22 protein-coding genes are annotated in these 24,400 nt (G+C 59.7%); 9 read left to right on the forward strand and 13 right to left on the reverse strand.

What is annotated here, in order from left to right; all coding sequences use genetic code 11:
- Positions 1-220 precede the first annotated feature (220 nt).
- From AC1DM5_RS09895 to AC1DM5_RS09920, 6 genes are all read left to right on the forward strand, one after another.
- Complete coding sequence (locus AC1DM5_RS09895; RefSeq protein WP_477818208.1) at positions 221-1,849, forward strand: adenylate/guanylate cyclase domain-containing protein; 1,629 nt, start codon at positions 221-223, stop codon at positions 1,847-1,849.
- A 179-nt stretch (positions 1,850-2,028) separates the two neighbouring features.
- A complete protein-coding gene (gene rpsU, locus AC1DM5_RS09900) occupies positions 2,029-2,244 on the forward strand; it encodes a 30S ribosomal protein S21 (protein WP_003542939.1) in 216 nt (71 codons plus the stop codon).
- 141 nt (positions 2,245-2,385) lie between these two features.
- On the forward strand, positions 2,386-3,252 hold the full coding sequence (locus AC1DM5_RS09905; protein WP_113320966.1) for a tetratricopeptide repeat protein: 867 nt from the start codon (positions 2,386-2,388) through the stop codon (positions 3,250-3,252).
- 25 nt (positions 3,253-3,277) lie between these two features.
- Entirely contained in the window at positions 3,278-4,351 is a 1,074-nt protein-coding gene (locus AC1DM5_RS09910) for an NAD(P)/FAD-dependent oxidoreductase (RefSeq protein ID WP_477818207.1), read from the forward strand.
- A gap of 211 nt (positions 4,352-4,562) precedes the next feature.
- Entirely contained in the window at positions 4,563-6,206 is a 1,644-nt protein-coding gene (locus AC1DM5_RS09915) for a sensor histidine kinase (protein WP_310383722.1), read from the forward strand.
- Positions 6,207-6,268: 62 nt separating this feature from the next.
- Positions 6,269-6,751 (forward strand): DUF992 domain-containing protein, encoded by a 483-nt coding sequence (locus AC1DM5_RS09920; protein ID WP_477818206.1) that lies wholly within the window; start codon positions 6,269-6,271, stop codon positions 6,749-6,751.
- Positions 6,752-6,798: 47 nt separating this feature from the next.
- Here AC1DM5_RS09920 and AC1DM5_RS09925 read toward each other — a convergent pair whose 3' ends face one another.
- The 6 genes from AC1DM5_RS09925 to AC1DM5_RS09950 form a co-directional block, all read right to left on the reverse strand.
- A complete protein-coding gene (locus AC1DM5_RS09925) occupies positions 6,799-8,193 on the reverse strand; it encodes an NAD(P)(+) transhydrogenase (Re/Si-specific) subunit beta (RefSeq protein ID WP_477818205.1) in 1,395 nt (464 codons plus the stop codon).
- A gap of 7 nt (positions 8,194-8,200) precedes the next feature.
- Complete coding sequence (locus AC1DM5_RS09930) at positions 8,201-8,599, reverse strand: proton-translocating transhydrogenase family protein (RefSeq protein ID WP_007817406.1); 399 nt, start codon at positions 8,597-8,599, stop codon at positions 8,201-8,203.
- Entirely contained in the window at positions 8,599-9,747 is a 1,149-nt protein-coding gene (locus AC1DM5_RS09935; protein WP_477818204.1) for a Re/Si-specific NAD(P)(+) transhydrogenase subunit alpha, read from the reverse strand. Before AC1DM5_RS09935 ends, AC1DM5_RS09930 begins: the two co-directional genes overlap by 1 nt.
- A 106-nt stretch (positions 9,748-9,853) precedes the next feature.
- Entirely contained in the window at positions 9,854-10,078 is a 225-nt protein-coding gene (locus AC1DM5_RS09940; protein WP_007817412.1) for an aa3-type cytochrome c oxidase subunit IV, read from the reverse strand.
- Between the two features lie 165 nt (positions 10,079-10,243).
- Positions 10,244-10,996, reverse strand: coding sequence for an N-acyl amino acid synthase FeeM domain-containing protein (locus tag AC1DM5_RS09945; RefSeq protein WP_477818203.1), 753 nt, complete (start codon positions 10,994-10,996; stop codon positions 10,244-10,246).
- A 143-nt stretch (positions 10,997-11,139) separates the two neighbouring features.
- Positions 11,140-13,443: a putative bifunctional diguanylate cyclase/phosphodiesterase gene (locus AC1DM5_RS09950; protein ID WP_477818202.1), complete on the reverse strand. Its 2,304-nt coding sequence runs from the start codon at positions 13,441-13,443 to the stop codon at positions 11,140-11,142.
- A 319-nt stretch (positions 13,444-13,762) separates the two neighbouring features.
- On the opposite strand from AC1DM5_RS09950, the gene AC1DM5_RS09955 reads away from it, so the two are divergent.
- Positions 13,763-14,302: a TRAP transporter small permease subunit gene (locus tag AC1DM5_RS09955; protein ID WP_477818201.1), complete on the forward strand. Its 540-nt coding sequence runs from the start codon at positions 13,763-13,765 to the stop codon at positions 14,300-14,302.
- Between the two features lie 21 nt (positions 14,303-14,323).
- Positions 14,324-15,814, forward strand: a complete 1,491-nt coding sequence (locus AC1DM5_RS09960; protein WP_477818200.1) for a TRAP transporter large permease — start codon at positions 14,324-14,326, stop codon at positions 15,812-15,814.
- An 86-nt stretch (positions 15,815-15,900) separates the two neighbouring features.
- Here AC1DM5_RS09960 and AC1DM5_RS09965 read toward each other — a convergent pair whose 3' ends face one another.
- From AC1DM5_RS09965 to AC1DM5_RS09985, 5 genes are all read right to left on the reverse strand, one after another.
- Positions 15,901-17,007: a TRAP transporter substrate-binding protein gene (locus AC1DM5_RS09965; protein ID WP_477818199.1), complete on the reverse strand. Its 1,107-nt coding sequence runs from the start codon at positions 17,005-17,007 to the stop codon at positions 15,901-15,903.
- 221 nt (positions 17,008-17,228) lie between these two features.
- Positions 17,229-18,008 carry a VWA domain-containing protein gene (locus tag AC1DM5_RS09970; RefSeq protein WP_477974950.1) on the reverse strand — a complete coding sequence of 260 codons (780 nt, stop codon included), beginning with the start codon at positions 18,006-18,008 and terminating at the stop codon, positions 17,229-17,231.
- Complete coding sequence (locus AC1DM5_RS09975; protein WP_477818197.1) at positions 18,005-19,051, reverse strand: hypothetical protein; 1,047 nt, start codon at positions 19,049-19,051, stop codon at positions 18,005-18,007. The genes AC1DM5_RS09970 and AC1DM5_RS09975 overlap by 4 nt, the downstream gene beginning before the upstream one ends.
- A gap of 13 nt (positions 19,052-19,064) precedes the next feature.
- Positions 19,065-19,769, reverse strand: a complete 705-nt coding sequence (locus tag AC1DM5_RS09980) for a TerD family protein (RefSeq protein WP_477818196.1) — start codon at positions 19,767-19,769, stop codon at positions 19,065-19,067.
- Positions 19,770-19,790: 21 nt separating this feature from the next.
- Positions 19,791-20,957 (reverse strand): toxic anion resistance protein, encoded by a 1,167-nt coding sequence (locus tag AC1DM5_RS09985; protein ID WP_477818195.1) that lies wholly within the window; start codon positions 20,955-20,957, stop codon positions 19,791-19,793.
- 333 nt (positions 20,958-21,290) lie between these two features.
- Here AC1DM5_RS09985 and AC1DM5_RS09990 point away from each other — a divergent pair, with 333 nt between their 5' ends.
- A complete protein-coding gene (locus AC1DM5_RS09990; protein WP_477818194.1) occupies positions 21,291-22,070 on the forward strand; it encodes a gamma-glutamyl-gamma-aminobutyrate hydrolase family protein in 780 nt (259 codons plus the stop codon).
- Positions 22,071-22,126: 56 nt separating this feature from the next.
- On the opposite strand, the gene AC1DM5_RS09995 is transcribed toward AC1DM5_RS09990, so the two are convergent.
- The gene (locus tag AC1DM5_RS09995) at positions 22,127-23,158 is read right to left on the reverse strand and encodes an aldo/keto reductase (RefSeq protein ID WP_477818193.1); all 1,032 of its coding nucleotides are present in this window, start codon (positions 23,156-23,158) and stop codon (positions 22,127-22,129) included.
- Between the two features lie 262 nt (positions 23,159-23,420).
- On the reverse strand, positions 23,421-24,377 hold the full coding sequence (locus AC1DM5_RS10000; protein ID WP_477818192.1) for a 2-hydroxyacid dehydrogenase: 957 nt from the start codon (positions 24,375-24,377) through the stop codon (positions 23,421-23,423).
- Positions 24,378-24,400 lie beyond the last annotated feature (23 nt).

A 24,400-nucleotide genomic window follows, 5' to 3' on the forward strand; every position in this document is an offset into this window, starting at 1 on the left:
ATTCGTTCATGCTCAGAAGCTGAAAAACCGCGCGAAATATGGCTGTCGGTACCGCCCAAGCATTTTCGCTCCGGTGTAACAGCAACACAGTGGGCAATTACTTCCAGATTTGGCCAACCGTTGCGGCCAGACTTTCCAGCTTCGGCCTTGCCGCGCATGCGACGAAATGTTTTTCTCCCTCAGGGATTTAACAATTCGATCATTGTCGAAGGGATGAGCCATGGCAGATCCGCAAGGAGAGACCACGGCAAAAACTGCGGAAAACTCGGCCTCTGCCGCCCGCAGAAGCGGCTATTGGCTGATCGCCGTCGTGCTGGCGATGCTGGCCGGGCTGCCGCTCGCCGTCTGGCTTGATATCAGCGACCTCTCCGAAAGTGCGCTGCGCCGGCAGGCGCGGGACATGAGTTCGCTCGTCACCAGCATACGCTCCTACTATTCAGCGAATGTCGTCGGCAGAGTGCTCGCCGCCCATCAGGCGGGCGATGTCAGCGGCACGGTCGTCTCACACAACTATGCCAATATTCCAGGCGCCATTCCTCTGCCCGCCACGCTTTCGCTGGAACTCGGCGACGTCATCAAGGAACAGCAGGCCAACATCACCTATCGTTTCCTCTCCGACCTGCCATTCAAGAATCGCGCGCCTCACGATCTCGACAATTTCGAAACGGCATCACTCGCATCCTTGCGCGCCAATTCCAGCCAAACACTGACCGACCTCACCCGCGTCGGATTTACCGATACGCTGCGGCTTATCACGCCTGTGATCATGGGCCAGGCTTGCGTCGCCTGTCACAACGCTCATCCTGAAAGCCCGAAGAAGGATTGGAAGGTAGGCGATGTGCGCGGCATTCAGGAAGTCATCATCCGCCAGCCCTATGCGAGCAACGTTCTCGCCTTCAAATATCTGCTGTGCTATTTCTTCTTCGTCGCCATCATCGGCATCAGCTTCATTTTTCTGCAGCGCCAGCAGACGCGCGTCATCCACAGTGCCAACCGCGATCTTGAAGCGGCTAACGAATTCCTCGCCAGCGTTTCCCTGAAGATTTCCCGCTATCTCTCGCCGCAGATCTACAAGAGCATCTTCAGCGGCCAGAAGGATGTGGTCGTCCATACCGAGCGAAAGCGCCTGACGATCTTCTTCTCCGACATCAAGGATTTCACCGCCACGACCGAGCGTCTGCAGCCGGAAGCGCTGACGGAAATGCTGAATGAATATCTGACCGAAATGTCCACGATCGCGCTCAAACACGGCGGCACGGTGGACAAGTTCATCGGTGATGCCATGCTGGTCTTCTTCGGCGATCCGGAAACCAAGGGAGCGGAAGAAGATGCCAAGGCTTGTCTGCGCATGGCGGTCGACATGCAACGCCGGCTCGGCGAACTGAAGGAGAGATGGCGCCGGAACGGCACGGAAGAGCCCTTCGTGGTGCGCATGGGAATCAATAGCGGCTATTGCAACGTCGGCAATTTCGGCAGCAGTGACCGCATGGACTATACGATCATCGGTGCCGAAGCGAACCTCGCCGCACGCCTGCAATCGATCGCACAGGGCGGCGAGATCGTCATCAGCTACGAAACCTATGCGCTGGTGAAAGATATCGTTGATGCCCATCCTTTGCCGCCGATCACCATGAAGGGCATCCAGCGGGAGATCGTCCCCTACGCCGTGGACGGGCTGATGCTCGGCGCCGATCACAAGAGCCGCGTTCTCAGCGAACATCTGGCCGGACTGGACCTGCATCTGGACACGGCTCGGCTTGAGCCGGCGGACCGCTCCCGTGTTATCGCCGCGCTGAAGGAAGCGATCGCTGCTCTGGACGAAACGAAACCCGAGAAGGCACGCTCCTAGCTTCGTATAGGCACGGGCGGGATTTTTCCGCCCGATCACATATCCCGTCTGGACTTCATTCCGTCGATCTGATATTTCGCAACACCAATCGCAAGGCCGCGGCCGCGCGAACGTTATATTTTTGCCCCAGGCGCTGCGCCGCCTTTCGGCATCAACCAAACCAAAGGAACGTGATTCTCGTGCAGGTACTTGTCCGCGATAACAATGTTGACCAGGCTCTCCGCGCTCTCAAGAAGAAGATGCAGCGCGAAGGCATTTTTCGCGAAATGAAGATGCGCGACTACTACGAAAAGCCGTCGCAGAAGCGTGCTCGCGAGAAGGCTGAGGCTGTTCGTCGTGTTCGCAAGCTGGCCCGCAAGCGCGCTCAGCGCGAAGGTCTGGTTGCAGCACGCTGAGGCGGTGCCGTCGTTTTTTCGACGTTTTCAGGTGCATGTGTGGCGGGGGCGATCAGTGTCGCCGCCGCCTTTTTAATTTTTTGCCGCCGAAGATTGCATATCCGCTTGTCCGGATATGATGCATGGGGAAAGCGAGCCCGAATGGCTGTAATAACCTTCAATCCGTCCCGCTCTTTGCGTTCGCAGAAATCGGTCATGCTTGTCTCGCTGGCGCTTGCCGCCGCGCTCGGCCTTGCCGGTTGTGAAACGACCAACACCTCGGATGCCGTGATCCGCATCGACAAGGCACAGGGCTCGCAGGAAAACATCGCTTCGCTGACCGGCGTCATCAACGCCAATCCGCGCGATCCGGAAGGCTATAACGTTCGCGGCTCGGCCTATGGCCGCGCCGGCGAATTCCGCAAGGCGCTCGACGACTTCAACACCGCGCTGCAGATCAATCCGCGCTTCTTCCAGGCCTATGCCAACCGCGCGCTGGTCTACCGCAACATGGGTCAGCAGCCGCAGGCAATCGCCGATTACAACGCCGCCCTGCAGATCAATCCGAGCTATGACGTCGCCTATATCGGTCGCGGCAATGTCTACCGCATGGCCGGCCAGGACGATCAGGCCTTCAATGATTTCTCAAAAGCGATTCAGCTCGGCACCACCGATGGTCGCGCCTATCACAATCGCGGTCTGATCTACCAGAAGCGCAATCAGCAGGATAAGGCAATCGACGACTTCTCGAAGGCGATCTCGCTGTCGCCGAACTCGCCCGAGCCCTATAATGGCCGCGGCATTTCCTATATCGCGCTGAACGACAACGACAACGCATTCGCCGACTTCAACCACGCGATCGAGCTCAACGGCAACCTCGCCGAATCCTGGGCAAACCAGGCTCTCGTCTACGAGCGCCGCGGCGAGAAGGACAAGGCCATCCGCTCCTACCGCCACGCTGTCGGCCTCGATCCGAAATACCAGCCGGCCCGGGATGGACTTGCCCGCGTCGGCGGCACCACCGGCTGACGGATAACGGGAAGAGGTGGCGACGATGACAGCGAAACCGCATGTGATCGTCGTCGGCGCTGGCATCATCGGTGCCTCGATTGCCTGGCATCTCACACACAAGGGTGCAGCAGTCACCGTCGTCGGCGAAGAACTCGGCGGCGTGGCGACACCCTGTTCCTTTGCCTGGATCAATGCGAGCTGGGGCAATCCCGAATTCTATTTCCATTTTCGCCGTCGGGCGATGGCGGAATGGAAGCGGCTGGCACGGGAACTGCCCGGCCTGCCGCTCGCCTGGTGCGGCGGTCTCTGCTGGGATAGGCCGGTGGCCGATCTCGAAGCCTATGCCGATGAACATGGCCGCTGGGGCTACGGTATCAGCCGGCTGAACCGGGAAGAAAGCGCGCTGCACGAACCCGGCCTTGGCGAATATCCGGATTTCGCCCTCTATATCGCAGAAGAAGGTGCGGTGGAGCCTGTTGCCGCCGCACGTTTGATGCTTGCTGATGCCGAAGCACGTGGCGCGACATTCGTTCATGCCACGGTCAACGGTCTGTTGCAGAGTGCCGGACGAATCGTCGGGCTTGTCACGTCGGAAGGCATGCTCGAAGCCGATCATGTCGTGCTGGCCGCAGGTGCAGGCGCAGTTCCGATCGCTGCCTCAGCGGGGATCACATTGCCGCTGTCTGCACCAGCCGGCCTGATCGTGCACTCCCGTCCTGTCTCGAAGCGGTTGAACGGCCTAGTCATGACACCGCAGCTGCATATGCGCCAGACGGCGGAAGGCCGTATCATCGCCGGCTCGGATTTCGGTGGCGGCGATCCCGGTGAAGATCATCAGGCAAGTGCAGCGGAACTCTTCGCACGCGTAAAAGCGATGATCATAGACAATGCCGATCTGAAGCTCGATTTCTTCACGGTCGGCTATCGCCCGACACCGGCTGATGGTTTTCCCATCATCGGCAATGCTGGCCTGCCGGGTCTCTATGTCACGGTTATGCACTCCGGTGTCACGCTTGCTCCGCTTGCGGGCCTGCTTGCTGCCGATGAGCTTCTGTCAGGCAAGAATGACGAAAGCCTCATGCCCTTCCGGTTGCAGCGGTTCACGGACGCAGAATAGTCCTTAAAAAATCGACGATTTTGCACCTGACTATTTTAGTAGGTTGCAACCAAATGCCCCGCCCCCTAACATGATCCTGCTTTGATAGCGGGCTATTGGGCGGTACGAAATGTAAGGGGCGTTTGCGAGCGATGCGGATTCTTGCTTTCGTTAGACTCTGCGAAACCGAGCTTCCCCAGCATCCAGCCCCGGCAGTTCGGGGGCGGTATCGATGAGGTTCGCCGTACGTCTTTTTCCGAAAGCTTCCATCGGAACATATCTTATCGCCATGGCCGTGGCGATTGCACTGCCGATCTTTGCCTTCGTTGCCCTTCTTCTCATGCAGCTGGAAGACAATCAGCGGTCCACGCTCAAGCGCGAAACCGCGCAGGATGCGCTCGCCCTCTCACGCACCATCGACCGCCAGCTTCAGGATATGGCAACGACGCTTCGGCTACTGTCCTCCTCGCCGGAGCTGGAGAGCGGCGACTATGAGTCTTTCTACAATCGCACGGAAACAGCGCTGCGCGGCGATACGCTCTATGTGATCGCCGTCGACAGGGCCGGGCAGCAATTTCTGAATACCCGTCGCGCCTTCGGCACGCCGCTCGGCAAGACGACGAACATCGCGGCTTTGGAAGCCGCAATGAAGTCCGGCCGGATCGAAGCCTCCGACGTCTTCATGGGCGCGACGAGCGGCATGTGGGTCTATAACGTCACCCTGCCGCGTGACGAGGATCCTGTCGCCGCATTGATCATCACCCAGAATGCCACCGATCTTGCAAAACTCGTCACGACCGAGGGCCTTGCCTCCGGCTGGTCGGCGGCGGTCATCGATCAGGGTGGTCATGTCGTGGCGAGCCGCGGCCCTGCCAATCTGCAGCCTGGCGAACCCTTCGACCCGCGCATCCTGCCTTCGCTCGTCGCATCCAGCGGCGTTTTCGAAGACAGCGATATCCTCCCGCATGCCCTGTTGGGCTATGCGCAGATTCCCGGCTGGTCCTGGAAGACTGTGGTATGGGGGCCGATCGCCACCGCCCAGGCACCGATCCTCAGCACCTGGCGCTTCCTGCTGATCGGCGGCCTCGTGCTGCTGCTCGTTGCCGTACTTGCCACCTATGCCGTTGCCCGGCAGGTCCGCTCGACGATCCGCGAAATAGCCGACATGGCGAACCGGCTCGGCGAAGGCCATATCGTCTCTCCGGTCGAAACCAGTGTCATCGAGGCCAACCAGGTGGCGATTGCGCTTTCCAATGCCTCTTTCGACCGTAGCCAGAGCGAAGACCGGTTGCGCTTCGTCATGCATGAGCTGGTTCATCGCACCAAGAACCTGCTGACGCTTGTTCTCGCAATGATGCGCCAGCTCTCCAAGCAGGCCGACAGCGTCGAGACATTCCGGCTGGCCGTCGCTCACCGCCTTGAAGGGCTCGTGCGCTCGATCGAGCTTCTGACGGGCGAGCAATGGTCCGGCGTCTCGCTGCATCGCGTCATCGATATTCATCTCCAGGCCTTTCCACAGGCTCGCGAGCAGGTGAAAATCGAGGGCATGGATTTCATCCTCAAGCCCGATGCCGTGCAGAATCTCGGCCTGGCGCTGCATGAACTCGCCACCAATTCGGTGAAGTACGGAGCGCTCTCCGTGCCACAGGGCCGTGTGCGCTTCGAATGGCAGCCAGCAGAGGACAACATGTTGCGTTTCACCTGGACTGAAAGCGGTGGCCCGCCCGTCAGCCCGCCGTCGCGCACCGGTTTCGGGACCACCGTCATCAAGGCGCATGCCGCCTCCGCTTTCCGGGGCAAGGTCGATGTCGACTTCCGCCCGGAAGGTCTCGTCTGGACCCTCACAGCCCAGCGTGGGACGATGGAGCGCGAGTAGCGCAACCGGAACAATCACTGCAATCGCCCGTTTCGAACTGGTCATTCAAAAGGAGAAGGACCATGTTCAAGCAAACCATGATTGCTGCCGCAATCGTTTCGGCTGCAACCTGGGCCAGCTCGGCCGCAGCAGCCGACTATATGTCGCTTGGCCGGCTCGTCTGCGGATCGGATGGCGGCCAGGGACTGATCGTCACTTCTGAGAAAAACCTGATTTGCACCTATACGCCGGCTTCCGGTGGCCCTAAGGCGGTCTATGCTGGCAAGATCGAGAAATTCGGCATCGATATCGGCCAGACAGGCAAGAGCGTGATGATCTGGCAGGTGCTCGCCAAGACCGGCACCAACATGCCTGATTTCGCACTCGCCGGCGAATATTACGGCATCGGCGCAGATGCCAGCCTCGGCGCCGGTGGAGGTGCCAAAGTCATTGCCGGCGGGACCGACAAGGCCTTCATGCTGCAGCCGCTGAACCTGCAGGCTCAGGAAGGTCTCAATCTCGCCGTCGGTGTCGAGAAGATGACGCTGGTGCCGGGCGAAATCTGACGGTTCGCCGATGATAAAAGAAAAGCCTGCCGAAGCGGACTTTTCGGTTAGTGGGCGATTGCCTTGTTGATCTCTTCGGTCACCTTCTTGGCGTCCCCGAGCAGCATCATCGTGCCGTCCTTGTAGAACAGCGTGTTATCGATACCAGCGTAACCCGAGCCGAGCGAACGCTTGACGAAGAGGCAGGTTTTGGCCTTGTCGACGTCAAGGATCGGCATGCCGTAGATCGGCGAGGACTTGTCGTCGCGCGCCGCCGGATTGGTGACGTCATTGGCGCCGATAACATAGGCGACATCGGCCTGGGCGAATTCCGAGTTGATGTCCTCAAGCTCGAAGACTTCATCATAGGACACATTGGCCTCGGCAAGCAGCACGTTCATATGACCCGGCATGCGGCCGGCAACCGGATGAATCGCGTACTTCACTTCAACGCCGTTCTTCTTGAGATTGTCGGCAAGCTCGCGCAACGCATGTTGTGCCTGTGCCACCGCCATGCCGTAGCCTGGCACGATGATGACCTTGGAGGCATTCGCCATCAGGTAGGCCGCATCCTCGGCCGAACCAAGCTTGACGATCTTCTCCGACGTATCCGCCGCGCCGCCTGCCGTCTCGCCGCCGAAACCGCCGAGGATGACGGAGAGGAAGGAGCGGTTCATGCCCTTGCACATGATGTAGGACAGGATCGCACCCGATGAGCCGACCAGCGCACCGGTAATGATGAGCGCCAGATTGCCGAGCGTGAAGCCGATGCCGGCGGCAGCCCAGCCCGAATAGGAATTCAGCATCGACACGACGACAGGCATGTCTGCACCGCCGATCGGCACGATCAGCAGGATACCGAGTAGCAACGAGAGCGCAACGACCGCCCAGAAATCCAGGTGGCTCTCAGTCACCGCCAGGCCGATGATGAAGAGCACGATCAGGACAGCGAGGGCGATGTTGATCAGATGGCGGAAGGGTAACAGGATCGGCTTGCCGGACATGCGCCCATCGAGCTTCAGGAAGGCGATGATCGAGCCGGTGAAGGTCAGCGCGCCGATCGCCACACCGATCGCCATTTCGATGCGTGCTTCCGTATGGATCTGGCCGATCTCGCCGATACCGAAAGCATCAGGCGTATAGAGCGCCGACGCCGCGACCAGAACCGCGGCAAGACCAACCAGTGAATGGAAGCCGGCAACGAGCTGCGGCATCGAGGTCATGGCGATGGTGCGGGCAATATAGGCGCCAGCGCTGCCGCCGATGGCAAGACCGAGAATGATGAGCACGAAGCCGCCGAAGTCAGGCGTCGCCAGCACCAGCGTCGTGAGAATGGCAATCCCCATGCCGATCATGCCGTAGAGATTGCCCTTGCGGCTGGTCGCCGGATGCGAGAGCCCCCGCAGCGCAAGGATGAAGAGAACGCCGGAGACGAGATAGAGGAAGGCTGCAATATTGGTCATCGGCCCCTCACTTGTCCTTCTTGCGGTACATCGCCAGCATGCGCTGCGTGACGAGGAAGCCGCCGAAGATATTCACCGAGACGAGCACGAGCGCAACGAAACCGAAGCCGGTCGCAAGGCCGCTGGTCGAAATGCCGACGGCAAGCAGCGCACCGACGACGATGACCGAGGAGATCGCGTTGGTAACGGCCATCAGCGGCGTATGCAGCGCCGGCGTTACCGACCAGACGACGTAGTAGCCGACGAAGATCGACAGCACGAAGATCGCGAACTGGAAAACGAAGGGATCGATCGCCCCACCGGTGGCAGCACTTGCCGCTTCAGGCGCCTGGGCCGCAGCGGTGATGACCGCGGTGACGGCCTGGTCGAGCTGCTCCAGCGCCTTGTCCATTGCTTCACTGGCCATCAGTTATCCCCCTTCTTGGCGCCGCCGAATGCCGGATGCACGACATCCCCCGCATAGGTCAGCATCGTCGCCCTGATGAGCTCGTCCTCGAGGTTGAGCACGACCGATTTCGTTTCCTTGCTCACCATCGTCTCCAGGAAGGTGACGAGGTTCTTGGCGTAAAGCGCTGAGGCACTGGCCGCCACACGGCCCGCCATGTTCGGAAAGCCGATCACCTTCACACCTTCGACATTGGCGACCTGCCCTGTAACCACACCTTCAATATTGCCGCCACGCTCGACTGCGAGATCGACAGCAACCGCCCCAGGCTTCATCGAGGCCAGCATGGTGCGCGAGACGAGCCGCGGCGCCGGACGGCCGGGAATGAGAGCCGTGGTAATGACGATATCCTGCTTGGCGATGTGCTCGGCAACGAGTGCAGCCTGCTTCGCCTGATAGTCGGCCGACATTTCCTTGGCATAGCCGCCGGCCGTTTCCGCCGCCTTGAACTCGTCATCCTCGACGGCGATGAACTTCGCGCCGAGCGAAGCAACCTGTTCCTTCGCTGCGGGGCGAACATCGGTTGCCGAAACGGCGGCACCGAGACGGCGCGCCGTCGCAATAGCCTGGAGGCCGGCAACGCCCGCGCCCATGACGAAAACCTTGGCGGCAGGAATAGTACCCGCTGCCGTCATCATCATCGGCATGGCGCGGTCATAGACGACGGTTGCCTCGATGACCGCCTGATAGCCTGCAAGATTGGCCTGCGACGAAAGCACATCCATCGACTGCGCACGGGTGATGCGCGGCATCAGCTCCATCGCGAAGGTGGAAAGACCGGCGCGGGCCATTGCGGCGACCGCCTCATCATTGCCATAGGGATCCATGATGGCAATGACGACGGCACCGGTCTTATAGCCGGAAATTTCGCTTTCGCTCGGCCTGCGGACCTTGAGGATCACATCGGCGGACGCTGCATCCGCGAACGTGCCGATTGCGGCGCCCACGGCCTCGAACTCACTATCCGGAATGCGAGAAAGTGCTCCGGCGCCCGCTTCGACGATGACATCGAAGCCGAGCGACTTTATCTTTTTCACGGTTTCGACAGACGCGGCAATGCGCGTCTCATCGCCCGTAATTTCCTTTGCTACGAAAACGATATTGGCCAACTGCCCCCTCCTCCGGGTCAGCTGGGCCGTGGCAGGCTGCTTGCCTGCACGGGCCAAGCATCTACATCACAAAGTTCGGAAGACCGTGCCTTCCCGCAAGCCGCGCTTAGCGGAGCAGGAAGATGCCGGCAACGAGGATGATGAGGAAGACGAGGATGCCGCCGAGGAAACCGGCGCCGCCGAAGAAACCGGCAGCCATGGCAAGCATCAGGGCGATCAGAAGCATCGAGCCGTATTTCGTGCCGGCAATGAACATGTTGTAGGTCTTTTCATGTTCCTTGTAGTCCATCGGCGCGCCGGTCTCGACCGGTCCGGTATGATGTTCGGCCATGAATATCGTCTCCCTGAAATGCCTTAGCGCTGCCTGATTCCCTCGCCTCGGCGAGGCAAATCCCCACCCGCAGGGATTACACAATGACGGGCGAAAGCGCAATGCATGAGAATGCCGCAGGGACGCCCTTCTCCTGATGTGGAGAGGGCATTCCCTATAGATGAATCAAAGCGGCAGATCCGTTCCGAGCTGGCCTTCCGGCACGAAACGGGCGGTGGGAACGATGGTGAGCGAAGGCAGCGTGTTTTCCGGGCCGCGTGCGAACATCATCCGCTGCTCGCTGGCGCTGGAAATGAAGAAGGGATAACGCGTGAGAAGCTTTCGGCCGACCTCGATGACGTTGGTCGCCATCAGCGTCATGTCGATCCCGTAATTTTTGGCCTTCTGGCCCGGCACGACGGTGTCTGCATAGAAGACACGCTTGTAGAATGCCGCATGCGGCGGGCGGACGAACTGCAGAACCCGATGTGCGCGGAAATACGCGGCCGCGACGATGCTTGGCCGCAGCGTCAGGTAGGGAATCCAGGTCAGATCGGCGGTCAGATCGGGATCAGCGGCAAAACGCGCCGGATCGATCAAGCTGAGGCCGGCATCCAGGAGCGCATCGATTGCTTCCGGGAAGGCTCCGGCCGACTGGCTGACGCGATGTTCCGGCGTCACATGGTGGATACGGATCGTGCTGACGAGCTCGCCGTAATAATAGAGCCCGAAAACATGGGCATGGCTGTCGAAATCCGTGTCGTCGAGCAGTCCCTTCGGGGCCAGCGCCAGCGTGTCGTGCGCCTTGTAGGCCTTGTAACGCAGCCGCTCGACATCCTCCATGTCCTCAGTGCTTTCGACGCGGCGATATTCGACATTATCAAGAACTTCGAGAACCTTTTTCGAAAAGTCACTCGTACTCAAAGGGACAGACGCCATAGATGCACCCCGTTGTTAACGGGTCATTAATCATACCCCATTCGTTAAAGCGCAAGATTTGATAAGAATTTTGGACGTATTTGAATCATTAAGGTTAACGGCCGCGAATATGCCCGTGGTCACACCGTCAGGTAGCGCCCTGATCAGGCGACCTTGCTGCGGCGCCGCGGTGCCGTGCGGCGGTTGAGAGCGTGGGAGAGGATGCCGATTTCCTTCGAGGGGACCGGCGGGGAAAAAACGTAACCCTGTACGAGATCCGTGCTGCGGTGCTTGTTGAGAAGCGCTAGTTGCTCCGGGGTTTCGACACCCTCGACGACGATCTTGAGGCCGAGTTCACGGGCAAGATGCACCGTGCCGCGCAACAATTTCAGACGGCGCGTATCTTCAACGATGTTACGCACGAAGGAGCGGTCGATCTTGACGATGTCGAGCGGCAGCGTGTCGAGATAGCTGAGGCTGGAAAAGCCGGTGCCGAAATCGTCAATAGCGATGGTGATGTCGCGGCTGCGCAATTCGGCGAGGATGGCGCGCACGACCGCCGGCTCGTCGATCAGGCTGCTTTCGGTGATTTCCAGATGCAGGCGCGATGCCTCAAGACCGGAATGCGCCAGCGCGTCCGAAACGACCGACAGGATGTCCGCGTCACGCAGGTCGCGCGCCGACAGGTTGACCGAAACGGCGATATGATCCGGCCAGCTCATGCATTCTTCACAGGCCTTGAAGAGCACGAAACGCGTGATCTGCGAGATAATGCCCATCTCTTCTGCGAGGCGGATGAAGACGTCGGGCGGAATGGAGCCCTTTTCCGGATGCACCCAGCGAGCCAGTGCTTCTGCGCATTCGATGCGCGTACCATCAGCCTTGAACATCGGCTGGAAGGCGAGGTGCAGCGCATTTGCAGCCACAGCCTCGCGCAGATCCGCTTTGAGCTTCTGCTGCTCGATATAGCGACCGTCCATTTCGTGCTCGAAACCGGTGATGCCGCCCTTCAAGCGCGACTTGCTTTCGAACAGCGCAAGGTCAGCCTTGACGCTCCACTCGTCCATGGCGAAGGCGTCGCTCTCGAGGACTGCGTACCCGGCACTGAGCGAGACGAGGAAGGTCACCTCATCGACTTCGTACTGACCCTGGATCGCGGCATGTAGCTTGCGGATGTCGGCATCCAGCACCTGCCGGTCACGCGCATGCGGGAAGAAGAGGATGAATTGGTCGCCCATCAGGCGGCCGACGATGGCGTTGCCGGCCATCTCCTTGACCCGCACGGCGATGGCGCAGAGCAGGTGGTCACCGGTCACATGGCCCCGCATGTCGTTGACATGCTTGAACTCGTCGATATCGAGGATCATAAAGCCGAGCGGACCGCGTTTCTTCGAATGTCTGGCGAGATAATCCTGCACGAGGTGGCCGAAATATTCGCGGTTCGGCAGGCCGGTCAGCGCGTCGAAGCGCACCATGTGCAGGATCTTCTGCTCGGCCTTCACACGGCTCGAGACGTCTTCGAAGATCAATACCGCACCGCCATCTGCGCGCCGGCTTGCTGAGAATTCCAGCGACAGCCCCTCGGGGAAATGGATGAGCGTGCGCGACAGGCTGCCTTCGGCCACCTGTGTCAGTTGCCGCAGGATCAGCTCCGGCTGCGAAGCGTCCATGAAGCTGTAGCGTGCGCCATAACGCAACACGGCGCCGAGATCGCGATCTTTCAGCCGGTCCGGCGCGCCGATTTTCAACAGTTCGCAGGCCTTGCGATTGATGACCTGGATCCGGTTCTCCTCGTCGACCATGACAAGGCCGTGCGGCATGTTGTTCAGCGCCGTATCGAAGCGATCGGCAATCGAAGCGATCTCGCGGCGCGCGATCACATTCTCATAGAGGAACTCGCGCACGCCAGTCGCCATGGCCCGCGTCGTCAGCCAGAAAGGAATGAGGAAGACCGACAGGATGCCGCGGTAGAAATCCAGCGTCATGATGCTGCAGATGATCATCGGCAGGCAGCATGAGAAGGTCTGCAGATCGACCGCCATGCGCGAGCCGTAGTTGCGGCCGACGACCGAAACCATCGTCGCCATGGTCACCGCAATACAGGCGAGCTCGGCAAAGGAATCACGCGTGAAGAAGATGGCATAACCGCTGCCGATACCGAGCAACGTGGTGATGCCGGCTGCGCCGACCACGAGAATCTTCTCCCAGCGCTCGATCTCGGCAAAGGAGAGCTTCTCCTTGTCTACCTTGTCGAACAGGCGGAAAATCGCCATGCGGGCGCAGAACACCATGATGACGGCGACAGCCAGCAATATATAGACGGGGGAGTCGGTCTTGGCGGCGACAGCCAGGAAAGTGGCGGAGTGTACAATGACGCCAGCCAGAAGCGTCATGCGGTTCCCGGAGAGGGAACTCACAAACGACAGATACACATCCTTAGGGACCCTGTTCGGGTTATGTGGCTTCATCCATACTTTCCCTGTGCGCGGGAAATGTAAACCGAACCCTTTAAAAATTGATTTCAAACGGTTCAAACATTTGGTCAATTTTTCTAAAACCCTAGGATGAGTTACTCATCCTAGGCGCGATAATACAGCTTTCTCGCGAGGTTCTTGAAATAAATATCCGCGCCTGAGTTGCCAGAATTTTCCAACGGCATCACAGGGTCTAGCCGCATACGACTATACTCCAAGGCGGGTCATTTATCCTTCCAATTTCAAAAACCCTAGTTTACACCGATTGCAGAGGGAGAACTGCCGAAAACGGCAACATAATAAGGGGAGGCGAATGTCGGTATTACTGGCCGTCAGTCGGCTGATCGACTCGATCAGCGAGTTCATTGGCAAACTATCCGAATACATGGTGTTGTTCTGCTGCCTGATCAGCGCCGGAAACGCCGTCGTCCGCTACGCCTTCAACTACAGCTCGAACGGCTGGCTCGAGATCCAGTGGTATCTCTTCGCCTTCGTCGTGGTGCTCGGCGCCTCGCATGCGCTGCGCAACAACGAGCATGTCCGCGTCGATCTGATCTATGGTTCGGTTTCCGACAGGGCGAAGATCTGGATCGACATCGTTGGCCTCATCCTCTTCCTCATTCCCGTCTGCATCTTCCTCACCTGGGTCTCCTGGCCCTTCTTCGCGCTTTCCTACCGGCAGGGGGAAATATCGGGCAACGCCGGCGGGCTGATCCGCTGGCCCGTCAAGCTGGTCCTTGTCGCCGGTTTCGCGCTGCTCTCCCTTCAGGGCGTTTCCGAGCTGATTAAGCGGATCGCAGCCGTTACCGGCCATATCAACATCGACACGAAATACGAAAAGCCGCTGCAGTAACGCGCGCCTGGAGGAACGGATTTGTTTGATTTCGGCATCATTCCGCCGGCCATGTTCCTGGGCATGGTCATCTTCATGCTCTACGGCTTTCCGGTCGCCTTTTCGCTGGCCGCCGTCGGCCTGTTCTTCGGCATCATCGGCATCGTCACCGGCCATTTCGACGAAGCCCTCCTGCAGGCGCTGCCACTGCGCTTCTTCGGCATCGTCTCCAACGACCTCTTGCTTGCCATTCCTTTTTTCACCTTCATGGGCGCGGTGCTGGAGCGTTGTGGGCTGGCCGAAGACCTGCTCGAAGGCACCGGCAAGCTCTTCGGTGGCGTTCCCGGCGGGCTGGCCTATGCTGTCATCCTCGTCGGCGCCGTGCTTGGCGCGATCACCGGCACAGTGGCTGCCTCGGTCATCACCATGGGTGTGATTTCGCTGCCGATCATGCTGCGCTACGGCTACAATCCGCGCCTTGCCACCGGCGTTATCGCCGCCTCCGGCACGATCACCCAGGTGATCCCGCCCTCGCTGGTACTCGTCGTTCTCGCCGACCAGCTCGGCAAATCGGTCGGCGACATGTATCGCGGCGCGATCGGCCCGTCGATCCTGCAGGTGGCGATCTTCCTGCTCTTCATCCTGGTGCTGTCGATCGTCCGGCCAAAATCGATGCCGCCACTGCCAAAGGAAGTGCGCGGCGACTTCAATTGGGCGCTGCTCATCAAGGTGCTGATGGGCATGGTGCCCTCGATCGTGCTGATCTTCCTCGTGCTCGGCACGATCTTCATGGGTCTTGCGACGCCGACGGAAGCCGGCGCGCTCGGCGTCGTCGGCGCCATGCTGCTCGCGGCCATGAACCGGCGCCTCACCTGGCCGTTGATCCGCGAGGCGATGACATCGACCACGCACATCACCTCCATGGTTGTGATGATCCTTATCGGCTCCACCTGTTTCAGCCTGGTCTTCCAGGGCATGGACGGCTCGCGCTGGATCGAGCACATGCTATCGGGCATTCCCGGCGGCCCGGTCGGTTTCCTGATCTTTGTCAACATCTTCATCTTCGTGCTCGCCTTCTTCCTCGATTTCTTCGAGATCGCCTTCATCGTCATCCCGATGCTCGCCCCCGTCGCCTCCAATCTCGGCATCGACCTGATCTGGTTCGGCGTGCTGATCTGCGTCAACATGCAGACGAGCTTCATGCACCCGCCCTTCGGCTTCGCGCTCTTCTACCTGCGCTCGATCGCCGGCCGCGAGGTCAAGACCTCGGATATTTACATGGGTGCGCTTCCCTGGGTCGGCATGCAGCTGATCCTGGTGGCGATCGTGATCTTCTGGCCACAATCGGTGACCTACTGGCTGGACCATGGCCCGAAGGTCGACCCGAACTCGATCAAGATTGAAGTCCCGGGCTTCGGCGGTCAGCTCGGCCTGCCCCCGCTCGGCGGCAACAATGGCTCGCCGCAGATCCCGGGCCTGACCCTGCCGCCGCTGAATGGCCTGCCGGGAGCGCCGCCGGCGCCTGCCAAATAGCCAGCAAAAAAGCAAAACCCCGGATCGAAATCCGGGGTTCTGGTATCGTGTTCGTGTAAACCACCAATGTTAGCGGCGGGGGCTCCTCAGATCTTACCCGCGCGCTGCTGGATCATCATGAACGTATCGAACGTGTATTCCGAGAGCTGCATCCAGAGATAGGCATCCCGCTTGAAAGCAGTCTGGTCATCGTAGATCTTCTTGAAATATTGGTTCGTGCCTGAGATTTCGCCGTAGATGCCCATCGCGGCCTGGAAGCAGGCTTCCATGATCTCCTGGCTGAACGGCCGCAGCGTTGCGCCTTCCGCAACAAGCTGCTTCAGCGCGCTCGGGTTCTTCGTGTCGTATTTTGCCAGCATGTTGGTGTTGGCGAAGGCACAGGCGTCGTTGAGCGCTGCCTGATAGTGCTTCGGCAGGCTGCTCCACTTATCGAGGTTGAAGAAGGCATGYACCGTCGGGCCACCTTCCCACCAGCCCGGGTAATAGTAGTACTTCGCCACCTTGTGGAAGCCGAGCTTCAGGTCGTCATAGGGGCCGACGAATTCTGCCGCATCGATCGTTCCCTTTTCCAGCGCCGGATAGATGTCGCCGCCGGCAATCTGCTGCGGGATGACACCGACCTTCTCCATGACGCGACCGGCGAGACCGGCAATGCGCATCTTGACGCCCTTGAGATCGTCGAGCGTATTGATTTCCTTGCGGAACCAGCCGCCCATCTGCGCACCGGTATTGCCGGCCGGCAGGGCATACATGCCCTGCGTGGCATAGAATTCGTTCATCAGTGTATTGCCGTTGCCCTGGTAAAACCAGGCATTGGTCAGGCGGCTGTTCAGTCCGAACGGAATGGCAGTTCCGATGGCATAGGTCGGGTCCTTGCCGACGAAATAATAGGAGGTGGTGTGGGCTGCCTCGACAGTACCGACCGCCACCGCATCGACGGCCTGCAGGCCGGGGACGATTTCGCCGGCTGCGAAAGGCTGGATCGTGAAATTACCATCAGTGGCAGCCGAAACATGCTTGGCAATATCTTCGGCGCCGCCATAGATCGTGTCCAGGCTCTTCGGAAACGACGAGGTCATACGCCAGGCAATCTTCGGGTTTTCCTGCGCAATTGCAGGTGCTGCCAAAGCAGTCGCGGCAACGGCACCGGCGCCGGCTGTTCCCGCCTTCTTCATAAATGAACGACGATCCATCAAAAACCTCCCGTATAGATGGCACTGCGTGGTCAATCCTCACCCCTACCCGCAGTAATGGCAAAGCTAAGCATGGCGGAAGAAGCGTTTCAAGCTTTAGTCTATTAGTCTTTGGGATCACGACGCTTCTGTGGCGCAGGCCACACATCCATCGGAATCAGCAGCTTAGCTGCATGGTGCCGGCCGCTTCCGCGATGAAGCGACCGGGCTTGCCTTCGGGATCAATGATGATCGTCGTCCTCGTCGTCATGCTCATGTTTGAGCCAAGTGCAGAGTTCGGCCGGAAGCAGTTTTTCGTAGGCATCGTCGCTGYCGACGAACTTTCCGAGATCCCTGACGCTGACGAAACCGACATTCGGGAAATGCTCCGCGGCGCTACGCAGGAATTCAAACTTCTCGTCGCCGATACCGACCATGACATAGTAAATCTGCGAATCAGCCTGTTCAGCCTTCTGCAGCAAGTCCCAGGCCGCGTCCCGGTCGGAATTCTCCCCGTCTGTCAGGAAATAATTGATTGCCGGAATGCCCGACCGCGTCTCCTCACCGAAGGCGTCGCGCCGCATGCCGAAGATCATGCCGAGCAGGCCACCTGCCCCCTCTTCCTCCATCAGCCCGTAAGCCATGAGGTTCGAGCGGATGACCGGACCGTAATCAGTGCCGCCCCACAGGATCGGCTGGACATCCTGGTTGCCGACAATCTCGCGCTGAATGTAGCCCTCGTAATTCTTGGCCGTGGCAGGCGTCAGCGACGCCATATTCTGCTTGTTGGAAAAAGCCCAGGTATCGATACGGCCATCATCGTCGAAATAGAGAGCGACGGGAAGGATGCGCTCCAGCGCCGCCTGCACCGCGCCGGATTTGAAAAGGTCGCCCATGGAGCCCGAGACATCGATATTGATGCCGACCTGCGCCGGAATGCGCTCGTGAATGCCCTGTTTCTGCAAAACGAAGCCGACGCGGCGAACCTCTTCCTCCGGTTTCTGTAGCTTGAATGTCGTCACGGCCTATTCCTCTCCAGTTTGAGTTTTCCAAGAATGCGGGTGTGAAGGTCGCGAAGCGACACCGTTGTCCTTGCCTGCTCCGCCGATTGAGCGGTTCGCGCTGCCGTTAGGGCTGCGGAATATGCCGCATGCCAGGCAGGCAGGTCTTCCTGCAATAGGCCCTCGGCCAAGCGGGCGAGCGCTTCGATTTCCTGCGAGACGGCCGCAACGGTCCAGATGCTCATCTCGACGGTCGCCTTCGTTGCCGAAAGGCTTGATGTCCGTGTTTCCAGTGCTTCAGCCTGCGAGGCATAATGAGCCTGCCGCTCGCGGTCGGGCAGTTGAAGGCTGCCGATATGGTGGACGAGGAATCGACCGGCAAGAATATGCCCGGCAAGGTTATTCGAGAGTGACTTATAGGCCTTGCCGACAGCACGTACCTGCTTGGCAACGGCAACAATCTCGGGCGCAAGCGCATTAAGTTCAGTCGCCAAAGCCCGCACCTCCGGATAGAGGCGAGAAAAAAGGCCGGCTGGATCACGGGGCGCGGCGAGAGCCTTGACGGTATTGAGAAAACCGCCGCGGACAGCAAACACCCTTTCCGGATCGAGGTCCGTCAGGCACTGCAGCAATTCGGCGGCAATCCGTCTCCCCTCTGCCACAACTTCACTGCTGACGATCTTGAGTTCGCTTTCCGCCAGTCTGCCGTGCTCGATCTGCAGAGGAGCACCGAAACGGACCACATCATCGAAATAATGATCATCGAGATTGGTGCTATCGACAATCCGCAACGCTGCTTTTGCCACCGCCTCGGTCGCGTTCACATCCATGCCCTGAAGATCGGCGACGCTGCAGGAGATGCGTTGCCTCACCTCCCCAGCGGCTAGAACCCGTGGGCGATCGCCCTTGGGCGCGGGAGCACGGGGCGCACCGAAGAGTATCTTCGGCTGGTTCCCATCCTTCGAAGCGACAACAGGCTCTGGCGCGGCACTTTCCGGGAAAAGCACCCTGGGTGATCCGCCCGGCTTTTTCTCCGGCGGTTCATCTGCCTTGCCGCTGGTCAAGCAGAGCCTCCGCTCAGCCGAGATAGGCCTGGATGACATCGCCGAGCCCGGCATTCGATCCCGCGCCGACGGCATAGAATTTCCAGGATCCGTCCGCCTGCTTCAGGAAGGACGCAACCTGGATCGTCGTTTTGCCGGCAAATTCGGCCGTCAGCTGATAGCGGCAGAGCTCGTCGTCCATAGCATCGCAGACTTCGATATAGGCGTTCTTGACCTTGCCGAAATCCTGCTTCTTGCGAGCGGCATCGTGGATCGTTGCCCAGACGGCGAGCTCGGAAATCTCGCGCGGCAGCTTCGCCAGCACGATCTTGAACTCCTCGCGAAAGCCCTCGTCGTGATGACCGCCGCCATGATGATCGTCACCACCATCGTCATCGGGCTCCGGCTTTGTGAGAGCGCCACGTCCGGTGCGGTCGTCGCGCTCATGCCACATCGAGCCGTCATCCGTCTGGAAGGATCCGTCGGCATTCTTGGACAGTGATCCCTCGGGATTGCTGGAGCTGCGCACGAATGCGTAGCATAGCGCATGCGAACCGTCATTGTAGAGCCGCGCCCGGTTTGAATCGCCACCAGGATGAACCAGCGCAAAACAATGGACATCGAGGTCGAAGGCCGGACCGGAGCCTTCCGGCGGATCCCAGACGAGGCCGGAATGAACGAGCTGGATCTCTTTCTGGATCTGGAACGACTGACCCTTGTTGAGATTAAAGGTTGCCATGCGCTGTCTTCTCCTGAGGTCTCAGATCGGGCGGGCAATCACGATCTGGCGTGCTTGTTCAAGCTTGGTGCGGGCGGCGGCATAGCGCTCCTTGTTGCGCTCGCCTTCGGCAACGACCTTGTCGGCGATCGCCCGCAGCCGCTGGGCGGTACCGAGCACAAGATCGGCATCCGCAAGGCGGGTTTCGCCGGCTGCCTTTACCGCATTGACCGAAACATCTTCGAGCACCTGCGAGCCATACTGCTGCAGCGAGGCCCGCAGCTCACGCCGCATAGCATTGATCTGCTGGATCGACTGCATCTGGAAGAGCGCATGCAGCCTGATCAGGATCGACTTGATGTCGTTGAATTCGGCATTGGCAGAGGTGACGGTATCAGCGAGCGTCGCAAGGGCCGCACCCCGCGCAATGCCGATCGAGTCGAGATCCGTCGGCGCCTTGGCGTAGGCCGTTTCAAGAACGAGCACGCGGTTCTGGAAGATATCCAGCTTCTGCGAGAAGTCGCGAGCTTCCTGAACCTTGAGCGGATCGCCCGAGACCGCCTCTTGCTTCAGTCGTTCGAGATCCCTGCTTGCGTCAGCGATGAGGCGACGGCCGGCCTCGACGAAAACCCCGAGCGAAACGATCGTATCGCGATATCCCTCCGCCAGGGTGCTCATACGCGAGACTTCGAGAATGAGCTTGCCGCTTTCCTCATCAATCTGGGCTTCCATCGGCTTGATGAGATCGCTGAGCGACTTCGCCTTGCTCTGTAGCATGCCGCGCACTTCATCCGTCACGGACTTCAACCGTTTGGCAGGGTCGCCAAGACCGACCGCCATCAGCAGACGTTCGAGAAAGCTTCCCTTCAGCTTCTCTCGGATGCTTGCCTCCAGCTCTTTCAGATCCGCATCCTTCACACCCTCGCGAATCGTGCGGAAAAGCTCGAAAAGCACCGGCGACTGGGCGTTGGTAATCTGCGAGAGAATAGTATCCAGCTTGGCACCGAAACTGCTGATGGCTTCCTGGCCGAAGGTAACAAGCGTATGCGGCTCTGCCGTCGCCAACCGATACCGCTCTGCCAGATCGCTGATATCGCCAGCCTTTTCCGGCGGAAGCACGATGGTCACGACGGCGGGCGGGCCGCCGGCCGCAATCGAGGGCATGAAGTCAGGTTTCGTCTCGAGTGCCGTCGTCTTCGGTTCCGACATGCCGTCAATCCTCTTGGTCCGTCCTCTTAACGATACGGTCAAGCCGCACGAAAATTACGAACACAGGTTGCAGAAATCGGCTGGAATGTAATTCAAGGGATGACACTCGGCAACACGATCCCCAACAATATTGGATGTATTTACCGACACTCCGATATTGTCGCGTTTGAAACTTGAAAGAGCTGGAAAACTTTAAAATCAATTATTTAGCCAACTTCCAGTAAACACCGGACTTTTGAACCGTCGCAATTTGGCCACCGCGTGCATCCAAGCGTTGACTTCACGGTCGATCTGGCCGCACAAACGTCCGATATTGTTTTCTTCGGGGCAAAAATGACGAAACCGATCGTTGCGATTCCCGCCGATATCAGCAGCCTTGATGGCGCAACCTGGCATGCCGTGCAGCATCAATATGTGCGCGCGGCGCTGAATGCAGCCGGCGTAATGGCCTTCATCATTCCGGCCTTTGAAGAAGGCTATGACATAGATGCCATTCTCGATCGCGTGGACGGCGTGCTGGTTTCCGGCTCCGCAAGCAATGTGCACCCCTCGCTCTACGGCCTCGAAGCCACCGAAGCCGATGGCCCCTTTGATCCCGCCCGCGACGCCACGAGCCTGCCGCTGATCCGCCGCGCCATCGATCGTGCCATCCCGCTTCTTGCCATCTGCCGCGGCATTCAGGAATTGAATGTTGCGCTTGGCGGCTCGCTTGCGAGCGAAATCCAGGAACAGCCCGGCATCTGGGACCACCGGAAACCCGATGTGAAAGATCGCGACGGCATGTATGCGATCCGCCAGAGCGTCTTCGTCAAGGAAGGCTCCTGCATCGCCGGTATCATCGGCGCCGGTGAAATTCGCGTCAACTCGCTGCATCGCCAGGCAATCGCCAAGACCGCCCCGCGCCTGCAGGTCGAAGCTACAGCAGAGGACGGCACGGTCGAAGCCGTCTCCGTCATCAACGCCAAGGCCTTCGCAGTCGGCGTACAGTGGCACCCGGAATACTGGGCCGAGACCGACAAGCCCTCGAACAAGCTCTTTACCGCTTTCGGCGATGCCGTCAGAGATTACGCCGGCGGCAAGTTGCCATCGCTTCCGGTGCAGGCAATCGCCTGAAAACAGAAAGGCCGCCGGATCGCTCCGACGGCCTTCTTCATCTCTAACTCAATGGCTCAGCGGCCGCCTTCGATCTTGCGGTGACGCTGGTTGGTGCCATTCGCACCATACGGATATTGCCCCGGCGTCGGCGCGCTGACTTCGTTGAGCTTTGCCGTCTCTTCCGCCGAAAGCACGAATTCCGCCGCAGCGAGATTGTCGGCGAGCTGTTCGGATGTGCGTGCGCCGAGAATGACCGAGGTCACTGCCGGACGCGCGGCCACCCAGGAAAGTGCCACCTGCGCCATGCTGACGCCGCGTGCCTTGGCGATCTCCTCGACAGTGCTGATGATATCCCAGGTCCGCTCCTGCGCGTTGCGGGCAGCATAGGCTTCGCCGCCGCGATTGGGATTTTCGCCGAGGCGCGTCGCACCTGTCGGCGTCTCGTCGCGCTTGTACTTGCCAGTCAGCCAGCCACCGCCGAGCGGCGACCAAGGCAGCAGGCCCATGCCTGCATCCTGGCAGGCATCGACGATCTCGAGCTCGATGTCGCGCATCAGCAGGTTATACTGCGGCTGCAACGTCACTGGGCGCGTATAGCCCTGTGCCTTGGCGATCTCGGAAGCCTTGGCAATGTGCCAGCCGACATAGTTGGAGAAGCCGTAGTAACCGATCTTGCCCGCGCGAACGGCATCATCGAGGAATCGCAGCGTCTCCTCGATCGGTGTCAGCGCATCCCAGGCATGCATCTGGTAGAGATCGATATGCTCGACGCCGAGCCGGCGCAGCGAGTCGTTCAGCGCCTGATTGAGGTGGCGGCGGGAAAGGCCGATATCGTTCGGTCCGTCGCCCATTGGGAAGCGACCCTTGGTAGCGATGACGGCCTGCTTTGCCTGCGTCGGACGCGCCTTGAGCCAGCGGCCGGTGATCTCCTCCGATGCACCGGCGCTATAAACGTCAGCTGTGTCGATAAAATTGCCGCCCCAGGCAAAATAGTCGTCGAGCATCTTGAAGGAAGCCGCCTCATCGGACTCCTTCCCGAAGGTCATGGTACCCAGGCAATATGCGGTGACGATGGCCCCGCTGGGACCGAGCTTGCGATAATCCATTTCTGCCTCCTTCCAGAGGCGCCGGCTGCCCGCGCGAAAAGTCGCCGGGCGGAGCAGACGCTCCCCGATCAAATCGCTATGTGTAAGCTTGAGACGGCGAAATGCCGCCGATGAAATCACGGCCGCTGGGAATGGACGCGGCCGGAACCAATCATAGCTAATCCTTCCCGGTCGACCAAGTGGGAAACGGGAAAAAGACTAAGGGCAAAATAGGAACAAGCGAAACCCGCCCTCCGCCTTCACGGAAGGAGTGAGGAACGGCCTATTGCTTGACCGGGGTTTCCGCCACGGATGTCACCGGCTTGCCCTGCTCGAACCAGGAGATGAGGTTTTCCGCCACCAGATCCGCCATCGCATTGCGCGTCGGGATGGAGGCCGAGCCGACATGCGGCACCAGCACAGTATTCGGTGCGGAAAGCAGACCGGCCGGCACGTTCGGCTCATCATAGAAAACATCGAGGCCGGCGCCACCGATGGTGCCTGCATTGAGCGCAGCAATCAACGCATCCTCATCCATCGTCCAGCCGCGGCCGACATTGACGACGATGCCATCAGGCCCGAGCGCGGAAAGAACCTCCGCGTTGATCGTGCGGTGAGTCTGCGGCGTTTTCGGCACGATCGCAATCAGCGTGTCGACGGCTTCGGCAAGCCCCTTCAGCGTCGGGTGATAATCATAGGGCGCATCGGCATGGCGGGAGCGTGTGTGATAGCTGATCTTCACCTTGAAGGGTTCCAGCCGCTTGGCAATCTCAAGGCCGATGCGACCGAGACCATAGAGGCCGACATGGCGGCCTTTCAGTGAAAAACGCGTCAATGGATAGGAGGCACCAGGCTTCCAGTTGCCGTCCCGCAGCCAGGCTTCCGCCTTCGGCAACTCGCGAACGGTATTGAGCAGGAGCCCAATGGCCGTATCGGCCACCTCGTCGTTCAGCACGTCAGGCGTATTGGTGACGATGATGCCCTTCGAGCCCGCAAGTTTCGCATCGATGCCGTCGTAACCCACCCCGAAACTGGCGACGATCTCCACATTCGGCAATTGTTCGAACCAGGCGGCCGGGAAAACTCCGCTGAGCGCCACGCCGCGAATACGTTTCGCCGTCTCGGCATCGAGCTTCAGCGTCTCGTCGCGATCGACGGTTACTACCTCGAAACGATCCTTTAGTTGGGCGAGAACGCGATCATGTATCTTCCCGGGAACGAGAACGGCAATGCGGGACATGGCTTTTCCTCTTGGCTTCGGCG

Source organism: Rhizobium sp. 01T437 (assembly GCF_056398505.1).

Bases quoted from the DNA above. Each gene is read 5' to 3' on its own strand.
- AC1DM5_RS10000 (WP_477818192.1), bottom strand. From the start codon at position 24,377: ATGTCCCGCATTGCCGTTCTCGTTCCCGGGAAGATACATGATCGCGTT.
- AC1DM5_RS09895 (WP_477818208.1), top strand. From the start codon at position 221: ATGGCAGATCCGCAAGGAGAGACCACGGCAAAAACTGCGGAAAACTCG.
- AC1DM5_RS09910 (WP_477818207.1), top strand. From the start codon at position 3,278: ATGACAGCGAAACCGCATGTGATCGTCGTCGGCGCTGGCATCATCGGT.
- AC1DM5_RS09925 (WP_477818205.1), bottom strand. From the start codon at position 8,193: ATGACCAATATTGCAGCCTTCCTCTATCTCGTCTCCGGCGTTCTCTTC.
- AC1DM5_RS09955 (WP_477818201.1), top strand. From the start codon at position 13,763: ATGTCGGTATTACTGGCCGTCAGTCGGCTGATCGACTCGATCAGCGAG.
- AC1DM5_RS09940 (WP_007817412.1), bottom strand. From the start codon at position 10,078: ATGGCCGAACATCATACCGGACCGGTCGAGACCGGCGCGCCGATGGAC.
- AC1DM5_RS09995 (WP_477818193.1), bottom strand. From the start codon at position 23,158: ATGGATTATCGCAAGCTCGGTCCCAGCGGGGCCATCGTCACCGCATAT.
- AC1DM5_RS09930 (WP_007817406.1), bottom strand. From the start codon at position 8,599: ATGGCCAGTGAAGCAATGGACAAGGCGCTGGAGCAGCTCGACCAGGCC.
- AC1DM5_RS09945 (WP_477818203.1), bottom strand. From the start codon at position 10,996: ATGGCGTCTGTCCCTTTGAGTACGAGTGACTTTTCGAAAAAGGTTCTC.
- AC1DM5_RS09950 (WP_477818202.1), bottom strand. From the start codon at position 13,443: ATGAAGCCACATAACCCGAACAGGGTCCCTAAGGATGTGTATCTGTCG.
- AC1DM5_RS09905 (WP_113320966.1), top strand. From the start codon at position 2,386: ATGGCTGTAATAACCTTCAATCCGTCCCGCTCTTTGCGTTCGCAGAAA.
- AC1DM5_RS09920 (WP_477818206.1), top strand. From the start codon at position 6,269: ATGTTCAAGCAAACCATGATTGCTGCCGCAATCGTTTCGGCTGCAACC.
- AC1DM5_RS09985 (WP_477818195.1), bottom strand. From the start codon at position 20,957: ATGTCGGAACCGAAGACGACGGCACTCGAGACGAAACCTGACTTCATG.
- AC1DM5_RS09980 (WP_477818196.1), bottom strand. From the start codon at position 19,769: ATGGCAACCTTTAATCTCAACAAGGGTCAGTCGTTCCAGATCCAGAAA.
- AC1DM5_RS09990 (WP_477818194.1), top strand. From the start codon at position 21,291: ATGACGAAACCGATCGTTGCGATTCCCGCCGATATCAGCAGCCTTGAT.
- AC1DM5_RS09915 (WP_310383722.1), top strand. From the start codon at position 4,563: ATGAGGTTCGCCGTACGTCTTTTTCCGAAAGCTTCCATCGGAACATAT.